Annotated in this window: 15 protein-coding genes and 2 riboswitches; of the genes, 6 read left to right on the top strand and 9 right to left on the bottom strand. The window is 67.3% G+C overall.

Features of this window, described 5'->3' with window-relative positions:
* Window positions 1-7: 7 nt before the first annotated feature.
* From gcvP to F3K02_RS24555, 8 genes are all read right to left on the bottom strand, one after another.
* A complete protein-coding gene (gcvP, locus tag F3K02_RS24590) occupies window positions 8-2,941 on the bottom strand; it encodes an aminomethyl-transferring glycine dehydrogenase (RefSeq protein WP_177139006.1) in 2,934 nt (977 codons plus the stop codon).
* Between the two features lie 174 nt (window positions 2,942-3,115).
* Window positions 3,116-3,481, bottom strand: coding sequence for a glycine cleavage system protein GcvH (gene gcvH, locus F3K02_RS24585; protein ID WP_177139005.1), 366 nt, complete (start codon window positions 3,479-3,481; stop codon window positions 3,116-3,118).
* Between the two features lie 36 nt (window positions 3,482-3,517).
* On the bottom strand, window positions 3,518-4,645 hold the full coding sequence (gene gcvT, locus F3K02_RS24580) for a glycine cleavage system aminomethyltransferase GcvT (RefSeq protein WP_343067155.1): 1,128 nt from the start codon (window positions 4,643-4,645) through the stop codon (window positions 3,518-3,520).
* A 77-nt stretch (window positions 4,646-4,722) separates the two neighbouring features.
* Window positions 4,723-4,826: riboswitch (glycine riboswitch) on the bottom strand.
* A gap of 12 nt (window positions 4,827-4,838) precedes the next feature.
* Window positions 4,839-4,940, bottom strand: a riboswitch (glycine riboswitch).
* 27 nt (window positions 4,941-4,967) lie between these two features.
* Window positions 4,968-5,522: a hypothetical protein gene (locus F3K02_RS24575; RefSeq protein WP_177139003.1), complete on the bottom strand. Its 555-nt coding sequence runs from the start codon at window positions 5,520-5,522 to the stop codon at window positions 4,968-4,970.
* 74 nt (window positions 5,523-5,596) lie between these two features.
* Window positions 5,597-6,247, bottom strand: a complete 651-nt coding sequence (locus F3K02_RS24570) for a nucleoside/nucleotide kinase family protein (protein WP_177139002.1) — start codon at window positions 6,245-6,247, stop codon at window positions 5,597-5,599.
* Between the two features lie 10 nt (window positions 6,248-6,257).
* Entirely contained in the window at window positions 6,258-7,571 is a 1,314-nt protein-coding gene (locus F3K02_RS24565; RefSeq protein ID WP_177139001.1) for an ABC transporter substrate-binding protein, read from the bottom strand.
* Complete coding sequence (locus F3K02_RS24560; RefSeq protein WP_177139000.1) at window positions 7,568-8,887, bottom strand: TAXI family TRAP transporter solute-binding subunit; 1,320 nt, start codon at window positions 8,885-8,887, stop codon at window positions 7,568-7,570. The genes F3K02_RS24565 and F3K02_RS24560 overlap by 4 nt, the downstream gene beginning before the upstream one ends.
* A gap of 147 nt (window positions 8,888-9,034) precedes the next feature.
* Window positions 9,035-10,717, bottom strand: a complete 1,683-nt coding sequence (locus F3K02_RS24555; RefSeq protein ID WP_177138999.1) for an electron transfer flavoprotein-ubiquinone oxidoreductase — start codon at window positions 10,715-10,717, stop codon at window positions 9,035-9,037.
* 168 nt (window positions 10,718-10,885) lie between these two features.
* Between F3K02_RS24555 and F3K02_RS24550 the strand changes: the two genes are divergently transcribed.
* From F3K02_RS24550 to F3K02_RS24540, 3 genes are read left to right on the top strand one after another with little or no spacing between them, the layout of a single operon-like run.
* Complete coding sequence (locus F3K02_RS24550) at window positions 10,886-11,668, top strand: SDR family oxidoreductase (RefSeq protein ID WP_177138997.1); 783 nt, start codon at window positions 10,886-10,888, stop codon at window positions 11,666-11,668.
* 6 nt (window positions 11,669-11,674) lie between these two features.
* Complete coding sequence (locus tag F3K02_RS24545; protein WP_246309790.1) at window positions 11,675-12,631, top strand: DMT family transporter; 957 nt, start codon at window positions 11,675-11,677, stop codon at window positions 12,629-12,631.
* Window positions 12,628-13,077, top strand: coding sequence for an acyl-CoA thioesterase (locus tag F3K02_RS24540; protein ID WP_177138995.1), 450 nt, complete (start codon window positions 12,628-12,630; stop codon window positions 13,075-13,077). Before F3K02_RS24545 ends, F3K02_RS24540 begins: the two co-directional genes overlap by 4 nt.
* 35 nt (window positions 13,078-13,112) lie before the next feature.
* Here the strand turns inward: F3K02_RS24540 and F3K02_RS24535 are convergent, their stop codons facing one another.
* On the bottom strand, window positions 13,113-13,703 hold the full coding sequence (locus F3K02_RS24535; protein ID WP_177138993.1) for a peroxidase-related enzyme: 591 nt from the start codon (window positions 13,701-13,703) through the stop codon (window positions 13,113-13,115).
* 68 nt (window positions 13,704-13,771) lie between these two features.
* On the opposite strand from F3K02_RS24535, the gene pcaC reads away from it, so the two are divergent.
* From pcaC to F3K02_RS24520, 3 genes are all read left to right on the top strand, one after another.
* A complete protein-coding gene (gene pcaC, locus F3K02_RS24530; protein WP_246309788.1) occupies window positions 13,772-14,161 on the top strand; it encodes a 4-carboxymuconolactone decarboxylase in 390 nt (129 codons plus the stop codon).
* Between the two features lie 47 nt (window positions 14,162-14,208).
* Window positions 14,209-15,189 carry a Bug family tripartite tricarboxylate transporter substrate binding protein gene (locus F3K02_RS24525; RefSeq protein WP_177138991.1) on the top strand — a complete coding sequence of 327 codons (981 nt, stop codon included), beginning with the start codon at window positions 14,209-14,211 and terminating at the stop codon, window positions 15,187-15,189.
* 14 nt (window positions 15,190-15,203) lie between these two features.
* A partial coding sequence (locus tag F3K02_RS24520; RefSeq protein ID WP_177138989.1) for a G protein-coupled receptor family protein occupies window positions 15,204-15,460 on the top strand: 257 nt, incomplete at its 3' end.

The raw sequence follows: 15,460 nt of genomic DNA, 5'->3' as shown, positions 1-15,460 counted from the left end.
CGGCCGTTCAGGCGAGTTCGCTGATGGGCACGCAGCTGCAGAACAGGTTGCGGTCGCCGTACACGTTGTCGATGCGGCCCACGGGTGGCCAGTACTTGGCGTGTGCGCGGGTCGATGCACTGGCAGCGCCCACGTCGCGTGCGTAGGGGTGCGGCCAGTCGGCCTTCATCAGGCTTTCGGCCGTGTGCGGCGCGTTCTTCAGCGGGTTGTTGTCCTGTGGCCATTCGCCTTTTTCCACGCGACGGACTTCCTCGCGGATGGCGATCATCGCGTCGATGAAGCGGTCCAGTTCTTCCAGTGTCTCGCTCTCGGTGGGCTCGACCATCAGCGTGTTGGCCACGGGGAAGCTCAGCGTGGGCGCGTGGAAGCCGTAGTCCATCAGGCGCTTGGCCACGTCCTCGGCCATCACGCCGCTGGTTTCCTTCAAGCCGCGCAGATCCAGGATGCACTCGTGCGCCACGTGGCCGTTGGCCGAGGCGTAGAGCGTGGGGTAGTGCGGCGCCAGGCGCTTGCTGATGTAGTTCGCGGCCAGGATGGCGGCCTCGGTGGCGTGTTTCAGGCCGTCGGCACCCATCATGCGGATGTACATCCAGCTGATCGGCAGCACGGCGGCGTTGCCCAGCGGGGCTGCGCTGACGGCACCGACGCGGAATTTGTCTTCCGTCTCGGGCGTGCCGCACACACCGGCCGGCTCGGCGCCGGCGCGGTGACCCGGCAGGAACGGCACGAGATCCGCCACCACGCAGACCGGGCCGACGCCCGGGCCGCCACCGCCGTGGGGAATGCAGAAGGTCTTGTGCAGGTTCAGGTGGCTCACGTCGCCGCCGAACTCGCCCGGCGCGGCCACGCCCACCAGCGCGTTCATGTTGGCGCCGTCCACATAGACCCGGCCGCCGTGGCTGTGCACCAGGGCACAGAGCTCTTTCACGGTGGTCTCGAACACGCCGTGGGTGGAGGGGTAGGTGATCATCACGCAGGCCAGGTTGGCGCTGTGTTTTTCGCACTGCGTCTGCAGGTCGGCCATGTCCACGTTGCCGCTCTCGTCGCACTTGGTCACCACCACCTGCAAGCCGGCCATCTGGGCGCTGGCGGGGTTGGTGCCGTGGGCCGATGAAGGAATCAGGCAGATGTTGCGGTGCGCTTCACCGCGCGAGTCGTGGAAGGCCTTGATGGCCAGCAGGCCGGCGTATTCGCCCTGCGAACCGGCGTTGGGCTGCAGGCTGATGCCAGCGTAACCCGTGGCCTGGCAGAGCCAGGCGCGCAGCTGTTCGTCGAGTTCCTTGTAGCCCTGCAGCTGGTCGGCCGGGGCGAAGGGGTGCACGCCCGCGAACTCGGGCCAGGTGATGGGGATCATCTCGCTGGTCGCGTTGAGCTTCATGGTGCAGCTGCCCAGCGGGATCATGCTGCGGTCCAGCGCGAGGTCCTTGTCGGACAGCGCACGGATGTAGCGCAGCATGCCGGTCTCGCTGTGGTGGCTGTTGAACACCGGGTGGGTGAGGTAGGCGCTGGTGCGGCGCAGCTCGGTGGGGATGAGCGGCTCGATGCCTTTCTCGAAGGCGTCGAAGGTCGGCAGGGCCTGGCCGTCTTTCGTGAACACCGACCACAGCAGCGCGATGTCGTCGCGCGTGGTGGTTTCGTCCAGCGACAGGCTCACGTACTGGCCCCACGACAGCTTCAGGTTGGCGCCTTGGGCCACGGCCTTGGCCATGACGGCTTTGGCTTGGGCTTCGTCGGCGGCCTTCACGGTCAGCGTGTCGAAGGCCGATTCGCTGGTCAGCGTGTGGCCCAGTTGCCGGAGACCTTGCGCCAGCACAGCGGTGTAGGCGGCCACGCGCTGCGCGATGCGCTTCAAACCCTGCGGGCCGTGGTAGACGGCGTACATGCTGGCCACCACGGCGGGCAGCACCTGCGCGGTGCAGATGTTGGAGGTGGCCTTCTCGCGGCGGATGTGCTGCTCGCGCGTCTGCAGCGCCAGGCGGTAGGCCGGGTTGCCGTGGGTGTCCACGCTCACGCCGACCAGGCGGCCGGGCAGGGAGCGCTTGAACGCGTCGCGGCAGGCCATGTAGGCGGCGTGCGGGCCACCGGCGCCCATGGGCATGCCGAAGCGCTGCGTGGTGCCGACCACGATGTCGGCGTCGAATTCGCCCGGGGGCACCAGCAGCGTGAGCGCGAGCAGGTCGGCCGCGACGATGAAGGCTGCCTGCTTGGCGTGCACGGACTGCACCTCGGCGCGCAGGTCGTCGATGCGGCCGCTGGTGGACGGGTACTGGGCAAGCACGGCGAAGTAGTCGTCGCCCGCGAGCGCATCGGCCCATTCTTTCGCCGAGTTCGCGAGCTTCACCGTCAGGCCCAGCGGCGCGGCGCGGGTCTGCACCACTTCGATGGTCTGCGGGTGCGCGTCGCCGGCCACCACGATCACCGTGCCCTTGGCCTTGACCGAACGTTTGGCCAGGGTCATGGCTTCGGCGGCGGCGGTGGCTTCATCGAGCATGGATGCGTTGGCGATGGCCATGCCGGTCAGGTCGGTCACCATGGTCTGGAAGTTGACCAGCGCTTCCATGCGGCCCTGCGAAATCTCGGCCTGGTAGGGCGTGTAGGCGGTGTACCAGGCGGGGTTTTCCAGCACGTTGCGCAGGATCACGCCCGGCGTGTGCGTGCCGTAATAGCCCTGGCCGATGAAGCTCTTGAACACCTGGTTCTTGGCTGCAATGGCCTTGAGCTCGGCCAGCGCGGCGGCTTCGGTCACGGCGGGCGGCAGGTCCATGCCGGAGCTGCGCGCGATGCTGCGCGGCACGATGCCGTCGATCAGGGCACGGCGCGAAGCCTCGCCGATGACCGAGAGCATCAGCGTTTCGTCGGCTTCGCTGATGCCGATGTGGCGGGCAATGAACTCCGAGGCGTTTTCGAGTTCATCCAGGGGTTTGACGGACGGCATCAGCATGGGAATACCTTGTTGCGATAGAGGAAAGTCTGGGTTCAGCGGTTCAGCATGGCGAATGGCCGCCGCATCGAAGGGCGTGACCCCATCCGCGGGCGCCGCGGAACCGGCTTCGCCGGGCCGCCAGCGCCGCCCCCTTGAGGGGGTCGCGCGCAGCGCGGCGGGGGTGGGCCAAATTCAAGCCGCGAAAGCGGCGTAAGCGGTCTCGTCGAGCAGGGCGTCGAGCTGCGACGCGTCCGACAGCTTGACCTTGAAGAACCAGCCGGCGCCCAGCGGATCGCTGTTGGCCAGCGACGGGTCGTTGCGCAGGGCCTCGTTCACCTCGGTGACTTCGCCGCTGACGGGCATGTACACGTCGGCCGCGGCCTTGACGGACTCGACCACGCCAGCGACGTCCTTCTGGGCCAGGTTCTTGCCCACTTCGGGCAGGTCCACGAACACCACGTCGCCCAGCGCGTCCTGCGCGTGGTGGGTGATGCCGACGGTGGCGATGTCGCCGTCAACGCTGATCCATTCGTGGTCTTCGGTGTACTTGGTGGTCATGGTGGGCTCCGGTGAAGAAAGTTGAAAGGGGTCGGCTCAGCCGCGGAAATAACGATTGGTAACGAAGGGCATGGAGGCGACCTCCATCGGCACGGCCTTGCCGCGCACGATGGCGTTGACGCGGGTGCCGATGGCGGCGAACCCGGGGGCGACGTAGCCGATGGCGACCGGCTTGTCGGCCGTCGGGCCGAGCAGGCCGCTGGTGACTTCGCCGATCTTCACGCCGTCCAGGCTCTGCAGTTCGACGTGCTCACGCACCGGCACACGTTCCAGCGCGATCAGGCCCACGCGTTTGCGGGTCAAGGGCTCGGTGCCGTCGAGCTGGCCGAGCACGCGGGCCGCACCCGGGAAACCGCCGGCGCGCGCGCCACCGGTGCGGCGCACCTTCTGCATCGCCCAGTTCAGCGCGGCTTCCACCGGGGTGGTGGTGGTGTCGATGTCGTTGCCGTAGAGGCAGAGGCCGGCTTCGAGGCGCAGCGAGTTGCGTGCGCCCAGGCCGACGGGTTTGACTTCGGGCTGCGCCAGCAGGGCGCGGGCAAACGCTTCAGCACTCGCCGCGGGCAGGGAAATTTCGCAGCCGTCTTCACCGGTATAGCCGCTGCGGGTGACGAACAGGTCGGCACCGTTCCAGGTGAACGCGGCGCCGGTCATGAACACCAGCTTCTCGACGCCGGGCAGCAGGCGCTGCAACGCGGTCACGGCTTGCGGGCCTTGCAGGGCCAGCAGGGCGCGGTCGAACTGGGGCTCCACGGTGCAACGGCCACCGATGCGCTCGACGATGTGCGCGAGGTCACCGTGTTTGCAGGCGCCGTTGACGATCACGAAGATGTCGTCGCCGCGGTTGACGAACATCAGATCGTCGATGATGCCGCCGGCATCGTTGAGCAGCAGACCGTAGCGCTGCTTGCCGATGGCCAGGTCGATCACGTCCACCGGCATCAGCGCCTCGAACGCGGTGGCCGCATCGGGGCCGATCAGGCGCAGCTGGCCCATGTGCGAGACGTCGAACAGGCCGGCGGCGGTGCGGGTGTGGTGGTGTTCGGCCATCAGGCCGGCGGGGTACTGCACCGGCATGCTGTAGCCGGCGAAGGGCACCATGCGGGCGCCGAGTTCCAGGTGCAGGGCATGCAGCGGGGTCTTGAGCAGATCGGAGGGGTCGGACACGGCGGGCTTTCTGCGGCGCAAACGCGCTCGCTGAGGGGGCAGGCCTCCCAGGGGAGGGTGGACACGGTTCATCCGTGCGCTGCCCCGCTGTCCGCTTTACCTGAGAGATTCACGCGGGCGATGCCGCGCTTGCTCCTTCGGTGGACCGCCTCGCGGGCGGCCTCTCTCCAGGGGGGTACACCCGCTTTGCAGCCGGTGCTTGCCAGTCCTTTTGCCTGAGCGTTCAGGACCGTGTTCCGGTCGCCTGCGCCTTCGGCGGCTCCCGGTTCGGGGAGCTCTCTCCTGACCCGGCGAGTTTAACGGATACCTGGCCCTACCGGGCTCAGCCCATGGTTTCCAGCAGTTCCAGGGGCAGCAGTTTCGCCAGCCGCTCACTGATGCCGTCGGCGCGTGCACTGCCCGCCAGCGCTTCCACGTCAACGATCATCTCGCGGCCCACCGCGAGCATGGCCACGGCATCGCGCGCCTCGCGCAGCGCGGACCGGTATCGGGCCGCGAGGGCCTTGTCGCGCGGTGCAAACAGGCGCTCGCTGAGGTCGAACAGGAACATGCGCGCAGTGGCCAGGGATCGGCCGCCCGTGAACGCATCACCATGCGCGCTGGCGGGGCTGGCCTGGTCCGGCTCCTGCGGACGGGTCGGTTTCGACCGCACGTCCATCGTGGTGCCCTTGTCAGCCTGTCCTGCGCCGCGTCGCTCCAGATAGCCCTGTGCCAGCAGCAGATCGACCAGCGGCCGGCCAGCGCCGGTGAACAGGGCCGCCATCTGCGATTCGTTGTGCTGCCCATCGGCCAGCAGCAGAATGGCCCGCTCCCGCTGCCCCAGGGTCCGGTTGCCCGGACGCAGCTCAAGCCGGCCCTTTTCTGTCTTTCTCAACATTTTTTTGCTCCAACGACTGGCGCCACTCTGCCGGCTCCGCATGTCATTGGTGTGAAAACCGCTGCGAGTCCGGGTCAAATGCTCAGGAATGTGTAGCAGTTGGCTGCCGGATCCCAGCCAATGTGGTGCTGTGCGCGGTGTGCAGCGGCTTCGATCCGCCGTGCGTTCGGCTCGTCGGTGCTGGCGATCCAGGCCAGCGCCTGCTCGCGGCTGCGGCCGAACTGCTGGTGCCGCGCGGTGAGGCGCTCCAGCCGCAGGGCGGCGTCCACGTGCAGGTACCAGACTTCGTCGAGCAGACCGGCCACCGGTTGCCAGTCGCCTTCGTCGAGCAGCAGGTAGTTGCCTTCGGTGACGATCAAGGGCGTGCGGGCGAACACCGGCAGCGCGCCCGCCACCGGCTCTTCGATCTCGCGCCGGAAGTCGGGCGCGTAGACCACCTCGTCACCGCTTTGCGCACGCAGGCGGCGCAGCAGGGCGGCATAACCTGCGGCGTCGAAAGTGTCGGGCGCGCCTTTGCGCCGGGCCCGGCCCAGCCGTTCCAGTTCGGCCTGCGCGAGGTGGAAGCCATCCATGGGAACCGCCTGCGCCTGTGCACCCAGGTGTTGGGCGATCAGGTGGGCGAGCGTGGACTTGCCCGAACCGGGGGCGCCGACGATGCCGAGCAGGCGGCGCGGGCCGCTGGCCAGGGCTTGAAGGCGCTGTGTCAGGTTGGCATGGAGGTGCATGGGCGTGGTCTCAGATCGCATACATCGCGATCAGTCGCTGGCGGGTCTCGTAGAGATGCTGGCGCAGGGTGTAGCCGCGACCGGCGTAGCGGTTGGGCAACTGCATTTGCGCCACCTGCCGCTCGAGGGTGTCCAGCCGTTCCAGCAGGGGCTGCAGCGAGACCGGCTTGTGGGCCGGCTGCCGGGTGAGGTCTTCCTCCATGAAGCGCACTTCGCCGTAGATGTGCTGCAGGGCGGCGTCGACCCGCCAGTCGATGTAGCGCGGCGCGCGCAGCAGCAGGGCCACGCCGAGCAGGCCCAGGGGCAGCACCGCGTACAGGAACAGTTCGGCTCTTTGCGCGGTGCCGAAGGGCAGCAGGGTCTCCATCCAGGGACGCTCGCCGCGTGCGTGTTGCAGGGCCGCAGGTGAGACGGGGAAGTCGCTGCCGACGGTGGTGGGGTAGCGACCCGGGGTCTCGAGAAAACCGCTCATGACGTGCAGTTCACCGGCCACATCGAGCAACGCGCGCTGCAGGGCAGGGTGCAGACCGGGCCGGACCAGGAGGTGCGTCAGGGTGACCATGGTGGGCAGGTCTCTGGCCGGCAGCTGGCTGCGCAGCTCGATGGAGCCTTGCGGCATGACCACGGGCCACAGTCGGCGTTCGCGCGCCGCCAGGGCCCCGGCGCGCTCCATGCCCAGGATGTGCACCCCATTCAGCCGGGCGAGCGCGTTGGCGGTCTGGGAGTCGCCGGTGGCGACATGAACAACGGCATCCACTCGGCCCTCGGCCAGGGCAGCGAGCGCCGAGTCACCCACCTCGGGCACGAATTCGACCTCGTCGGGACGGATGCGCAAGTGGGCCAGCAGGAGATCGGCCGCGATCCGGTTCGACGAGTCCGCCACCGATGTGGCGATGCGCCGGCCACGCAACTGGCCCATGTCGGCAATGTCTTCGCGGGCGAAGACCCAGATGATTTCATGACCGATCACGGCCAGCGCCTGCACGCCGTCGCCCGGGGTGGGCGTTGCATGGGCGGGGGCGTACAGACCCTGGGCAAAGGTGACGTCGATCGCACGGTCGCCCGGTTTCATGTGCTGCAGCGCGTCCTGCGGTCGGGGGTGGGGGACGAGGTCGACGGCGATGCCCCGGTTTTCCAGGCGGCTGGCGTAGAGCTGGGCGAGCCGCAGGTAGCTGCTCTGGGCCGGACCGGTTCCGATCACCAGCCGCTGCGGCGGCAGCGGTTGCCAGAGGCGGGTGACCACGGCCAGCATGCCTGCCAGCGCCAGCAGGATGGGCAGGTAGATCAGCAGCCAGCGGCGGCGGTAGAGCAGCATGAGTTTCATCGCCCGCGGTACTCCAGGATGCGCGAGCGCACGAACTCGATGTGCTGCCGGAGGGTGAACCAGTGCTGTGCCAGTTCCTCCGGCAGCTGCATGGTCGCGACGGCCGCTTCCATGCGGCGCAGGCGGTTGTGGATGTGGCTCAGCTCCATGCCCCCGACATCCAGATTCTGGCTGGAGAGATCGTCCTCGATGAAGCGCAGTTCACCGTACCAGCGCATGACGTGCCCTTCGAGGCGCCAGCGCAGCCAGGCCGGCACCAGCAGGAGCAGCAGGGCCGTGACCAACAGCACCGGCAGCCCGATCAGCAGCAGGCGTTCGGCCACCTGGGCCCACCAGAACGGCAGGTGCCTTTCAAACAGGTTGAGGCCCCGCAGCATGACCCTGCGGGATTCCGGCGCTGAGGGGAAGTCGCTGGCGCGCAGGGAGGGGAACTCGCCAGCCCGGTGAAAGGGCCCACTCTGGCCATGCACCTCCAGGGCCACGGCGGTCACCACCCGCTTGAGCGCCGGATGCAGGTCTTCGCGGGCCAGCAGATGGGTTGGCGTGGTCAGCATGGATGTGTCCGCGGAGGGCAGGTTGGCACCCATGGCGTCCTGGGGCAGCAGGCGGCTTTCGAGGTACTTGTTGCGTTCGGCAATCGCGCCGGTGCCCTGCAGTATCGCCAGGTGCACCCCGGGTGCCGCCAGCAGGGCCTCCACGCCGGGGGCGCGCGGTGCGGCGACCATGAACACCGCGTCCACTTCGTGGCGCAGCAGGGCGTCGCGGGCGGGCAGGCCACTGAGTTCCGACCAGCGGATGTCTTCGAGCGGGACCCGGTCCTGCGCCAGCAGGCGCCGCAGCAGGTTGCGGTGCCCGCTGCCTTCGGGCCCGGCGGCCACACGCAGGCCCCCGAGCTGGTCCAGTGTGGTCAGCGGGGCGCCCTGGCTGAACAGCCACAAGGCTTCGATGTCCACGTTGGCGAGCGTCTGCACCGGTGCCTTCGGAACGTCCGGGCCGACGGCGGAAGACCAGCCGAAGCCGCCTTGCACCAGGGCCAGATCGGCCGTTGCGGGGCGGGCCTGCAGGCGTTCGAGATTCTGGGGAGAACCGGCCGACAGCTGGACGTCCAGCTGGATGCCCCGACGGGCGAGGGCTTCGGCGTAGCGCGAGGCGTGGATCGGGTAGGCGCCATCGGCCAGGCCGGTGCTGATGGTCAGCCGGGTCGGCGGCATGGGATTCCACCACCACCAGACCGCGCTGGCCAGAGCGATCGCGAACAGCGCCAGTGGCATCCGGATGAGTGTCCAGCGGTGCTTGTAGAGGGCGGCGGTGTTCATGGCGGCGGGTCGGGAGGTGTCGCCAGAATATCGGCCTTGATACTTTTTGCAATATTTGACCTGCCGATCGGCCGCACCGTCCGGCCCGGGCGTTGCTGCAAAGGGAAAAGGCCGCTCCGGGGCGGCCTTTTCAGGGTTTGAGCGGCTTCACATGCCCGCGTAGTTCGGCCCACCGCCCCCCTCGGGTGTGACCCAGACGATGTTCTGTGTCGGGTCCTTGATGTCGCAGGTCTTGCAGTGCACGCAGTTCTGCGCGTTGATCACCAGCTGGTCCGCTCCGTCCTTGTTGACGAACTCGTAGACCCCGGCCGGGCAGTAGCGGCTCTCGGGCCCGGCGTACTTCGCCAGGTTGATGTTCACCGGCACGCTCGCGTCCTTCAGGGTCAGGTGCGCCGGCTGCTGCTCTTCGTGGTTGGTGTTGCTGACGAACACGCTGGAGAGTCGGTCGAAGGTGATCACGCCGTCGGGCTTGGGGTAGGTGATCTGCGGCATCTCGGCGGCCGGTTTGAGCTTGGTGTGGTCCCTGGTGGTGTTGTGCAGCGTCCAGGGCGGGTTGCTGATGCCCACCTTGGGCAGGAACCAGTGTTCGACCCCGGTCATGAGCTTGCCCAGCAGCGGGCTCTTCTTGAACCAGTTCTTGAAGTTGCGGTAAGTCCAGAGTTCCTCGTGCAGCCAGCTGGCCTTGAATCCGGTCTCGAACGCGGTCAGCTCGTCGCTGCTGCGGCCAGCGGCCACGGCTTCGAACGCGGCCTCGGCGCACAACATGCCGCTCTTGATCGCCGCATGGCTGCCCTTGATGCGCGCGGCGTTCAGGAAACCGGCGTTGCAGCCGACCATCGCGCCACCCGGGAACACCAGCTTGGGCAGGGCCTGGGGCGTGCCGTTGTTCAGCGCGCGGGCGCCGTAGCCCAGGCGCTTGCCGCCTTCGATGTGGGCCTTGATGCTGGGGTGGGTCTTCCAGCGCTGCATCTCCTCGAACGGGCTCATCCACGGGTTCTGGTAGTCCAGCCCGATGACATAACCCAGCGTGACCTTGTTGCCTTCGAGGTGGTAGAGGAAGCCACCCCCAAACGCATCGTCGTTCAGCGGCCAGCCGGCGGTGTGCACCACCAGGCCCGGCTTGGCCTTGTCGGCCGGCACTTCCCACAGTTCCTTGATGCCGATGGCGAAGGTCTGCGCGTCCTTGCCATCATCGAGCTTGAACTTGGCGATCAGCTGTTTGCCCAGGTGGCCACGGGCGCCTTCGGCGAACACGGTGTATTTGGCGTGCAGCTCCATGCCGATCTGGAAGCTCTCCATCGGCTCGCCGTCCTTGCCCACGCCCTGGTTGCCGGTGGCAACGCCCTTCACAGAACCGTCGTCGTTGTAGAGCACCTCTGCAGCGCTGAAGCCGGGGAAGATTTCCACGCCCAGGGCTTCGGCCTGTTCACCGAGCCATTTGGTGACGGCACCCAGGCTGATGACGTAGCAGCCGTGGTTGTCGAAGTTGCGCGGCATCAACCAGTCGGGCGTGCGCTGGGCACCGGTTTCGCTGAGCACCAGCAGGTCGTCACCGGTCACGGGCTGGTTCAGCGGGGCGCCGAGTTCTTTCCAGTTGGGAAAGAGTTCGGTGATGGCCTTGGGGTCCATGACCGCACCCGAGAGGATGTGGGCGCCGGGCTCGGAGCCCTTCTCCAGCACGCAGACATTGATCTCGCTGCCTTTGTCGGCGGCGAGCTGCTTCAGGCGGATGGCGGTGGCCAGGCCGGCGGGGCCGCCGCCGACGATCACCACGTCGTATTCCATCGCTTCGCGCGGGCCGTAGGTGCTGAGGATTTCTTGGGGGCTCATGGGGTGCAGTCTCTGGTGGATGTTTCGTCTGACAGCGCAAGCCCATCGTCAGGAACATGGGGCAGTCATTGTCGTGATGGAGACGGATTCTAGTGGGCGATGCGCCACAATCGGTGTCACGGCCGGCGCGAGTGTGTTCGCGATGGTCTCTTCGAGGAGCAACTCCAAATGGCTTACACCCTGGATCTTTCGGGCCGCGTGGCTCTCATCACCGGCGCTTCGGGCGGACTGGGTGAGCAGTTCGCCAAGACGCTGGCCAATGCCGGGGCCGCCGTGGTGCTGGCCAGCCGGCGCACCGACCGCCTGATGGCGCTGCGCGCCCATATCGAAGCCGAAGGCGGCGATGCCCATGTGGTCGCGCTCGATGTGACCGACCTGGCGTCGATCAAGGCCGCGATCGCGCACGCTGAGACCGAAGTGGGCGCCATCGACATCCTGATCAACAACTCGGGCGTGAGTACCACGCAGCGCCTGCAGGATGTGAGCGAAGAGGATTACGACTTCGTCTTCGACACCAACACCAAGGGCGCGTTCTTCGTGGCGCAGGAAGTGGCCAAGCGCATGCTGGCGCGGGCCAAGGGTGCGGCGCCGGGCACCTATGTGGGCGGACGCATCGTGAACATCGCTTCGATGGCCGGGCTCAAGGTGCTGCCGCAGATCGGCGTGTACTGCATGAGCAAGGCCGCCGTGGTGCAGATGACCAAGGCGATGGCGATGGAGTGGGGGCGCTTCGGCATCAACGTCAACGCGATCTGCCCGGGCTACATCGACACCGAGATCAACCACCACCACTGGCAGACCGAACAGGGCCAGAAGCTCATCAACATGCTGCCGCGCAAACGCGTGGGCCAGCCCGCCGATCTGGACGCGGTGCTGATGATGCTGTGCGCCAACGAGAGCCATTTCATCAACGGCGCGGTGATCGCTGCGGACGACGGTTTCGGGGTGTGACGCTTGATGTCGGTTGAAGCGGGACGGCCGCTGTCCTGGCCGCCCGGCATGGTGACGGGCATCCTGGCGGGGCTCGGCGCGGGGGCTTTCTGGGGCATGACCTTTGTCGCCCCCCTGATCGTCGAGGGGTTCAGCTCGGTGGACTACACCGTGGGCCGGTTCGTGGCCTGTGGTCTGTTCTCGGCCTTGCTGCTGTTGCTGGGCCACGCGCACCGCGCAGCGGGCGGGCCGGTGCCGCGCGTGCCGACGCTGCGACAGGCTGGTGCCGCGCTCGGTTTGAGCGTGTTGGGTTACACCGGCTATTACCTGCTGCTCGTGCTGGCCATCGCTGACGCCGGCGCGGCTCTGCCGGTGCTCATCATCGGCACGATTCCCCTGTGGGTCATGGTGCTGGGCAAACCGCGGGCCATGCGCTGGGGCGCGCTGGTGCCGGGTCTGCTGCTCACGGTTCTGGGCATGCTGCTCATGATGCAGACCTCCGGCGAGGCCGCGGGCGAGGCTGGCGGCGGGCACCTGTGGCGCGGCATCCTTTACGCCGTGGCGGCGATGGCGAGCTGGACCGCCTTTGGCCTGCTCAACGCCGCCTGGCTCGGTCGTCACCCGGAAGTGAATTCCACCGAATGGGCCAACTGGCTGGGCGTGGCCGCCGGTGTGGGCGCGCTGCTGCTCTGGGCGCTGTGGGGTTCGCCCTGGGACGAAATGACGGCGCGCCCCGGTTTCTGGGGTTTTGTGACCGTGTGCGCGGTCACCGGCATCGGTTCGGCATGGGTGGCCGCGGTGATGTGGAACATGGCCAGCCGGCGCCTGAGCCCGAGCCTCGCGGGCCAGCTCATCGTGAGCGAAACCGTGTTCGGACTGGTCTACACCTTCGCCTGGAGCGGGCAGTGGCCGGTCGCCCTGCAATGGGCGGCCTGCGTGCTGTTCGTGCTGGGCATCCTCGCATCCATCAAGGCACACCGATGAAACTCGACCTTCCCGAAGACAAGAAGCTGGTGCACAGCGTGGTCGTCCCCATCCGCTGGGGCGACATGGACGCCATGGGCCACGTCAACAACACGCTGTACTTCCGCTACATGGAGATCGCACGCCTGGACTGGTTCTTCGGCATGGGTCTGCCGGCCGATCCGAAGGGCGAGGGGCCGGTGATCGTCAATGCTTTTTGCAACTTCATCCGGCAGCTCGAGTTTCCGGGCGACGTGCTGGTGCGCACCTACCTGGGCGCCATGGGACGGACCTCGTTCGACACCTACCACGAGATGCTGCGCACCGACGAGCCGGACACGGTTTACGCCAACGGCGGTGCGACCATCGTCTGGGTCGATTTTCCGAAGCAGAAGTCGGTGCCGATGTCGGCGCATGCCCGCGCGCTGATCGAAACCGCGGGTGGCCTGCCGCGGCTGCCGGGCTGATTCTCGACAGCCGACAGCCGACAGCCGCTGGCCGTTCACTTCGCCTTGGGCACCCGCCCCATCAGGTAGAACTCGGGGTTGGGCGTCATGCCACTGAAGCTGGCCATGCGGTTGGACAGGCCGAAGAACGCGGTGATGGCGGCGATGTCCCAGGCGTCTTCGTCGCTGAAACCGTGGGCATGCAGGGCGGCGAAATCGGCGTCGTCGATCTGGTGTGAGGCCAGGCAGACCTTCATCGCGAAGTCGAGCATGGCGCGCTGGCGCGGCGTGATGTCGGCCTTGCGGTGGTTCACCGCCACCTGGTCGGCCACCAGCGGCTTTTTCTCGTAGATGCGCAGGATCGCGCCGTGCGCCACCACGCAGTAGAGACAGTGGTTGGCGGCGCTGGTGGTCGTGACGATCATCTCGCGGTCGCCCTTGGTGAGGCCGCTTTCGCGACCTGCGGTTTCGGGCGTCATCAACGCATCGTGGTAAGCGAAGAAGGCACGCCACTCGGCCGGGCGGCGCGCCAGTGCCAGGAACACGTTGGGCACGAAGCCGGCTTTCTCCTGCACCTCCAGGATCTTGGCCTTGAGGTCCTCAGGCAGGGTGTTGAGGTCGGGCAGGGGGTAGCGGGCATCGCTCATGGTTTGTCTCCGGTCAGTTTCTTGCTTGGTCTGAAAGTTTATCCTTGGGGAAACCGTTGAACAGACACATGGAGCACAGCATGCAGGACGAGCAGTACGACAAAGGCCTGGCCACGCGCCGCGAGGTCATGGGCGATGCGTTTGTGGATCGGGCCCTGGCCGGCACCACGCCGTTCACCCAGCCGATCCAGGACCACATCTCGCGCGCCGCCTGGGGTGACGTCTGGCAACGCGACGGCCTGGACCGCAAGACACGCAGCCTGGTCACCGTGGCCATGCTGACCGCACTGGGCAAGCAACACGAACTCAAAGGCCATGTGCGCGGCGCGCTGAACAACGGCGCCAGCGTGCAGGAGATCCAGGAGGTGCTGCTGCACGCGGCCATCTACTGCGGCATCCCGACCTCGGTGGAAGCGTTCCGCACCGCGGCCGAGGTGGTGGAGCCGCCCAAGGCCTGACTGCGCCACCCCGAACACCACCGTTTTTTTCTTCAGGAGTTGAACCCATGACATCGCCCCGCCGTTCCTTCATCACCCGTGCCGGCCGCCTCGCGCTGGCCTTGTCTGCCGTGGCCGGCTTCGGTCTGGCCCAGGCGCAGACCCCCACCAAAATCCTCGTCGGTTTCCCCGCCGGTGGCGGTTCCGATGCCGTTGCGCGCATCCTCGCCGAGCGCCTGCAGGCCGAGCTCGGGGACAACGTGCTGGTGGACAACAAACCCGGTGCCGGTGGCCAGCTCGCCGCGCATGCGCTCAAGGTCGCGCCGGCCGATGGCCACACCGTGTTCCTGAGTCACGACCACAGCGTGTCCATCCTGCCGCTGACCATGAAAAACCCGGGCTTCGACCCTGCCAAGGACTTCGTGCCCGTGGCCGGGTTTGCCACCTTCGTGAACGCCGTGGCGCTGTCGGGCGGCACGCCCGCGCGCGACTTCAAAGCCTGGATCGACAGCGTCAAGGGCAGCGGCGGCAAGGCCACCATGGGCATCCCCGCGCCCGCGTCCACGCCGCAGTTCGCCGTGCAGGTGATCGGCAAGCAGTTCGGCCTGGACCTGGTGGCCGCGCCCTACCGCGGCAGCGCGCCCATGATGGGCGACATGCTGGGCAACATCATTCCCGCGGGCGTGGGCTCGGTGCCCGACTTCATCGAGAACCACAAGGCCGGCAAGCTCCGCGTGGTCGCCGTGATGGGCACACAACGCCAGGCCGCGCTGCCCGACGTGCCGACCTTCACCGAGCTCGGCATCAAGGGCTTCGAAGAGGTGCCGTACTACGGTCTCTTTGCGCCGGCTGGCACACCCAAAGCCGCGCTGGACAAGCTCGGTGCGGCCCTGCAGAAGGTGATCGCCATGCCCGATGTGAAGGACAAGCTGACCGCCATGGGCCTGACCGTGGGCTTCATGAGCGGCGCCGAACTCGGCAAGCGCGAGGTGGCCTACCGCGAGGTCTGGGCGAAGATCATCAAGGAAAGCGGCTACCAGCCGCAGTGAGTCAAGGCGCCGTCGTGGCAGCAGACACTGAAGGCGTACAAGCCTCATCGCAGATACCGGTCAGCGGCCGGCGCGTTGCAATCGCCGTGGTTTGTTGGTTGTTATCCAGCGTTGGTCTGCTGATGTCGCTGATGGTGTTCACTGCTACGGCGGTGACGGCGCTGGTCAACGAGCCCTTTTTTCAGGTTGTCAATGATCCCAAGTTCTGCCTCGGACTTGCTGTTGCCTACGCGTGGTCGTCGTTGGCGGTCATGACAATTGCCTGGGTTGG

The organism is Hydrogenophaga aromaticivorans, assembly GCF_013387465.1.
Classification (GTDB): domain Bacteria; phylum Pseudomonadota; class Gammaproteobacteria; order Burkholderiales; family Burkholderiaceae_C; genus Hydrogenophaga; species Hydrogenophaga aromaticivorans.
The sequence above is the reverse complement of the archived record's forward strand: the minus strand, read 5'-3'. Positions and strand labels throughout refer to the sequence as shown.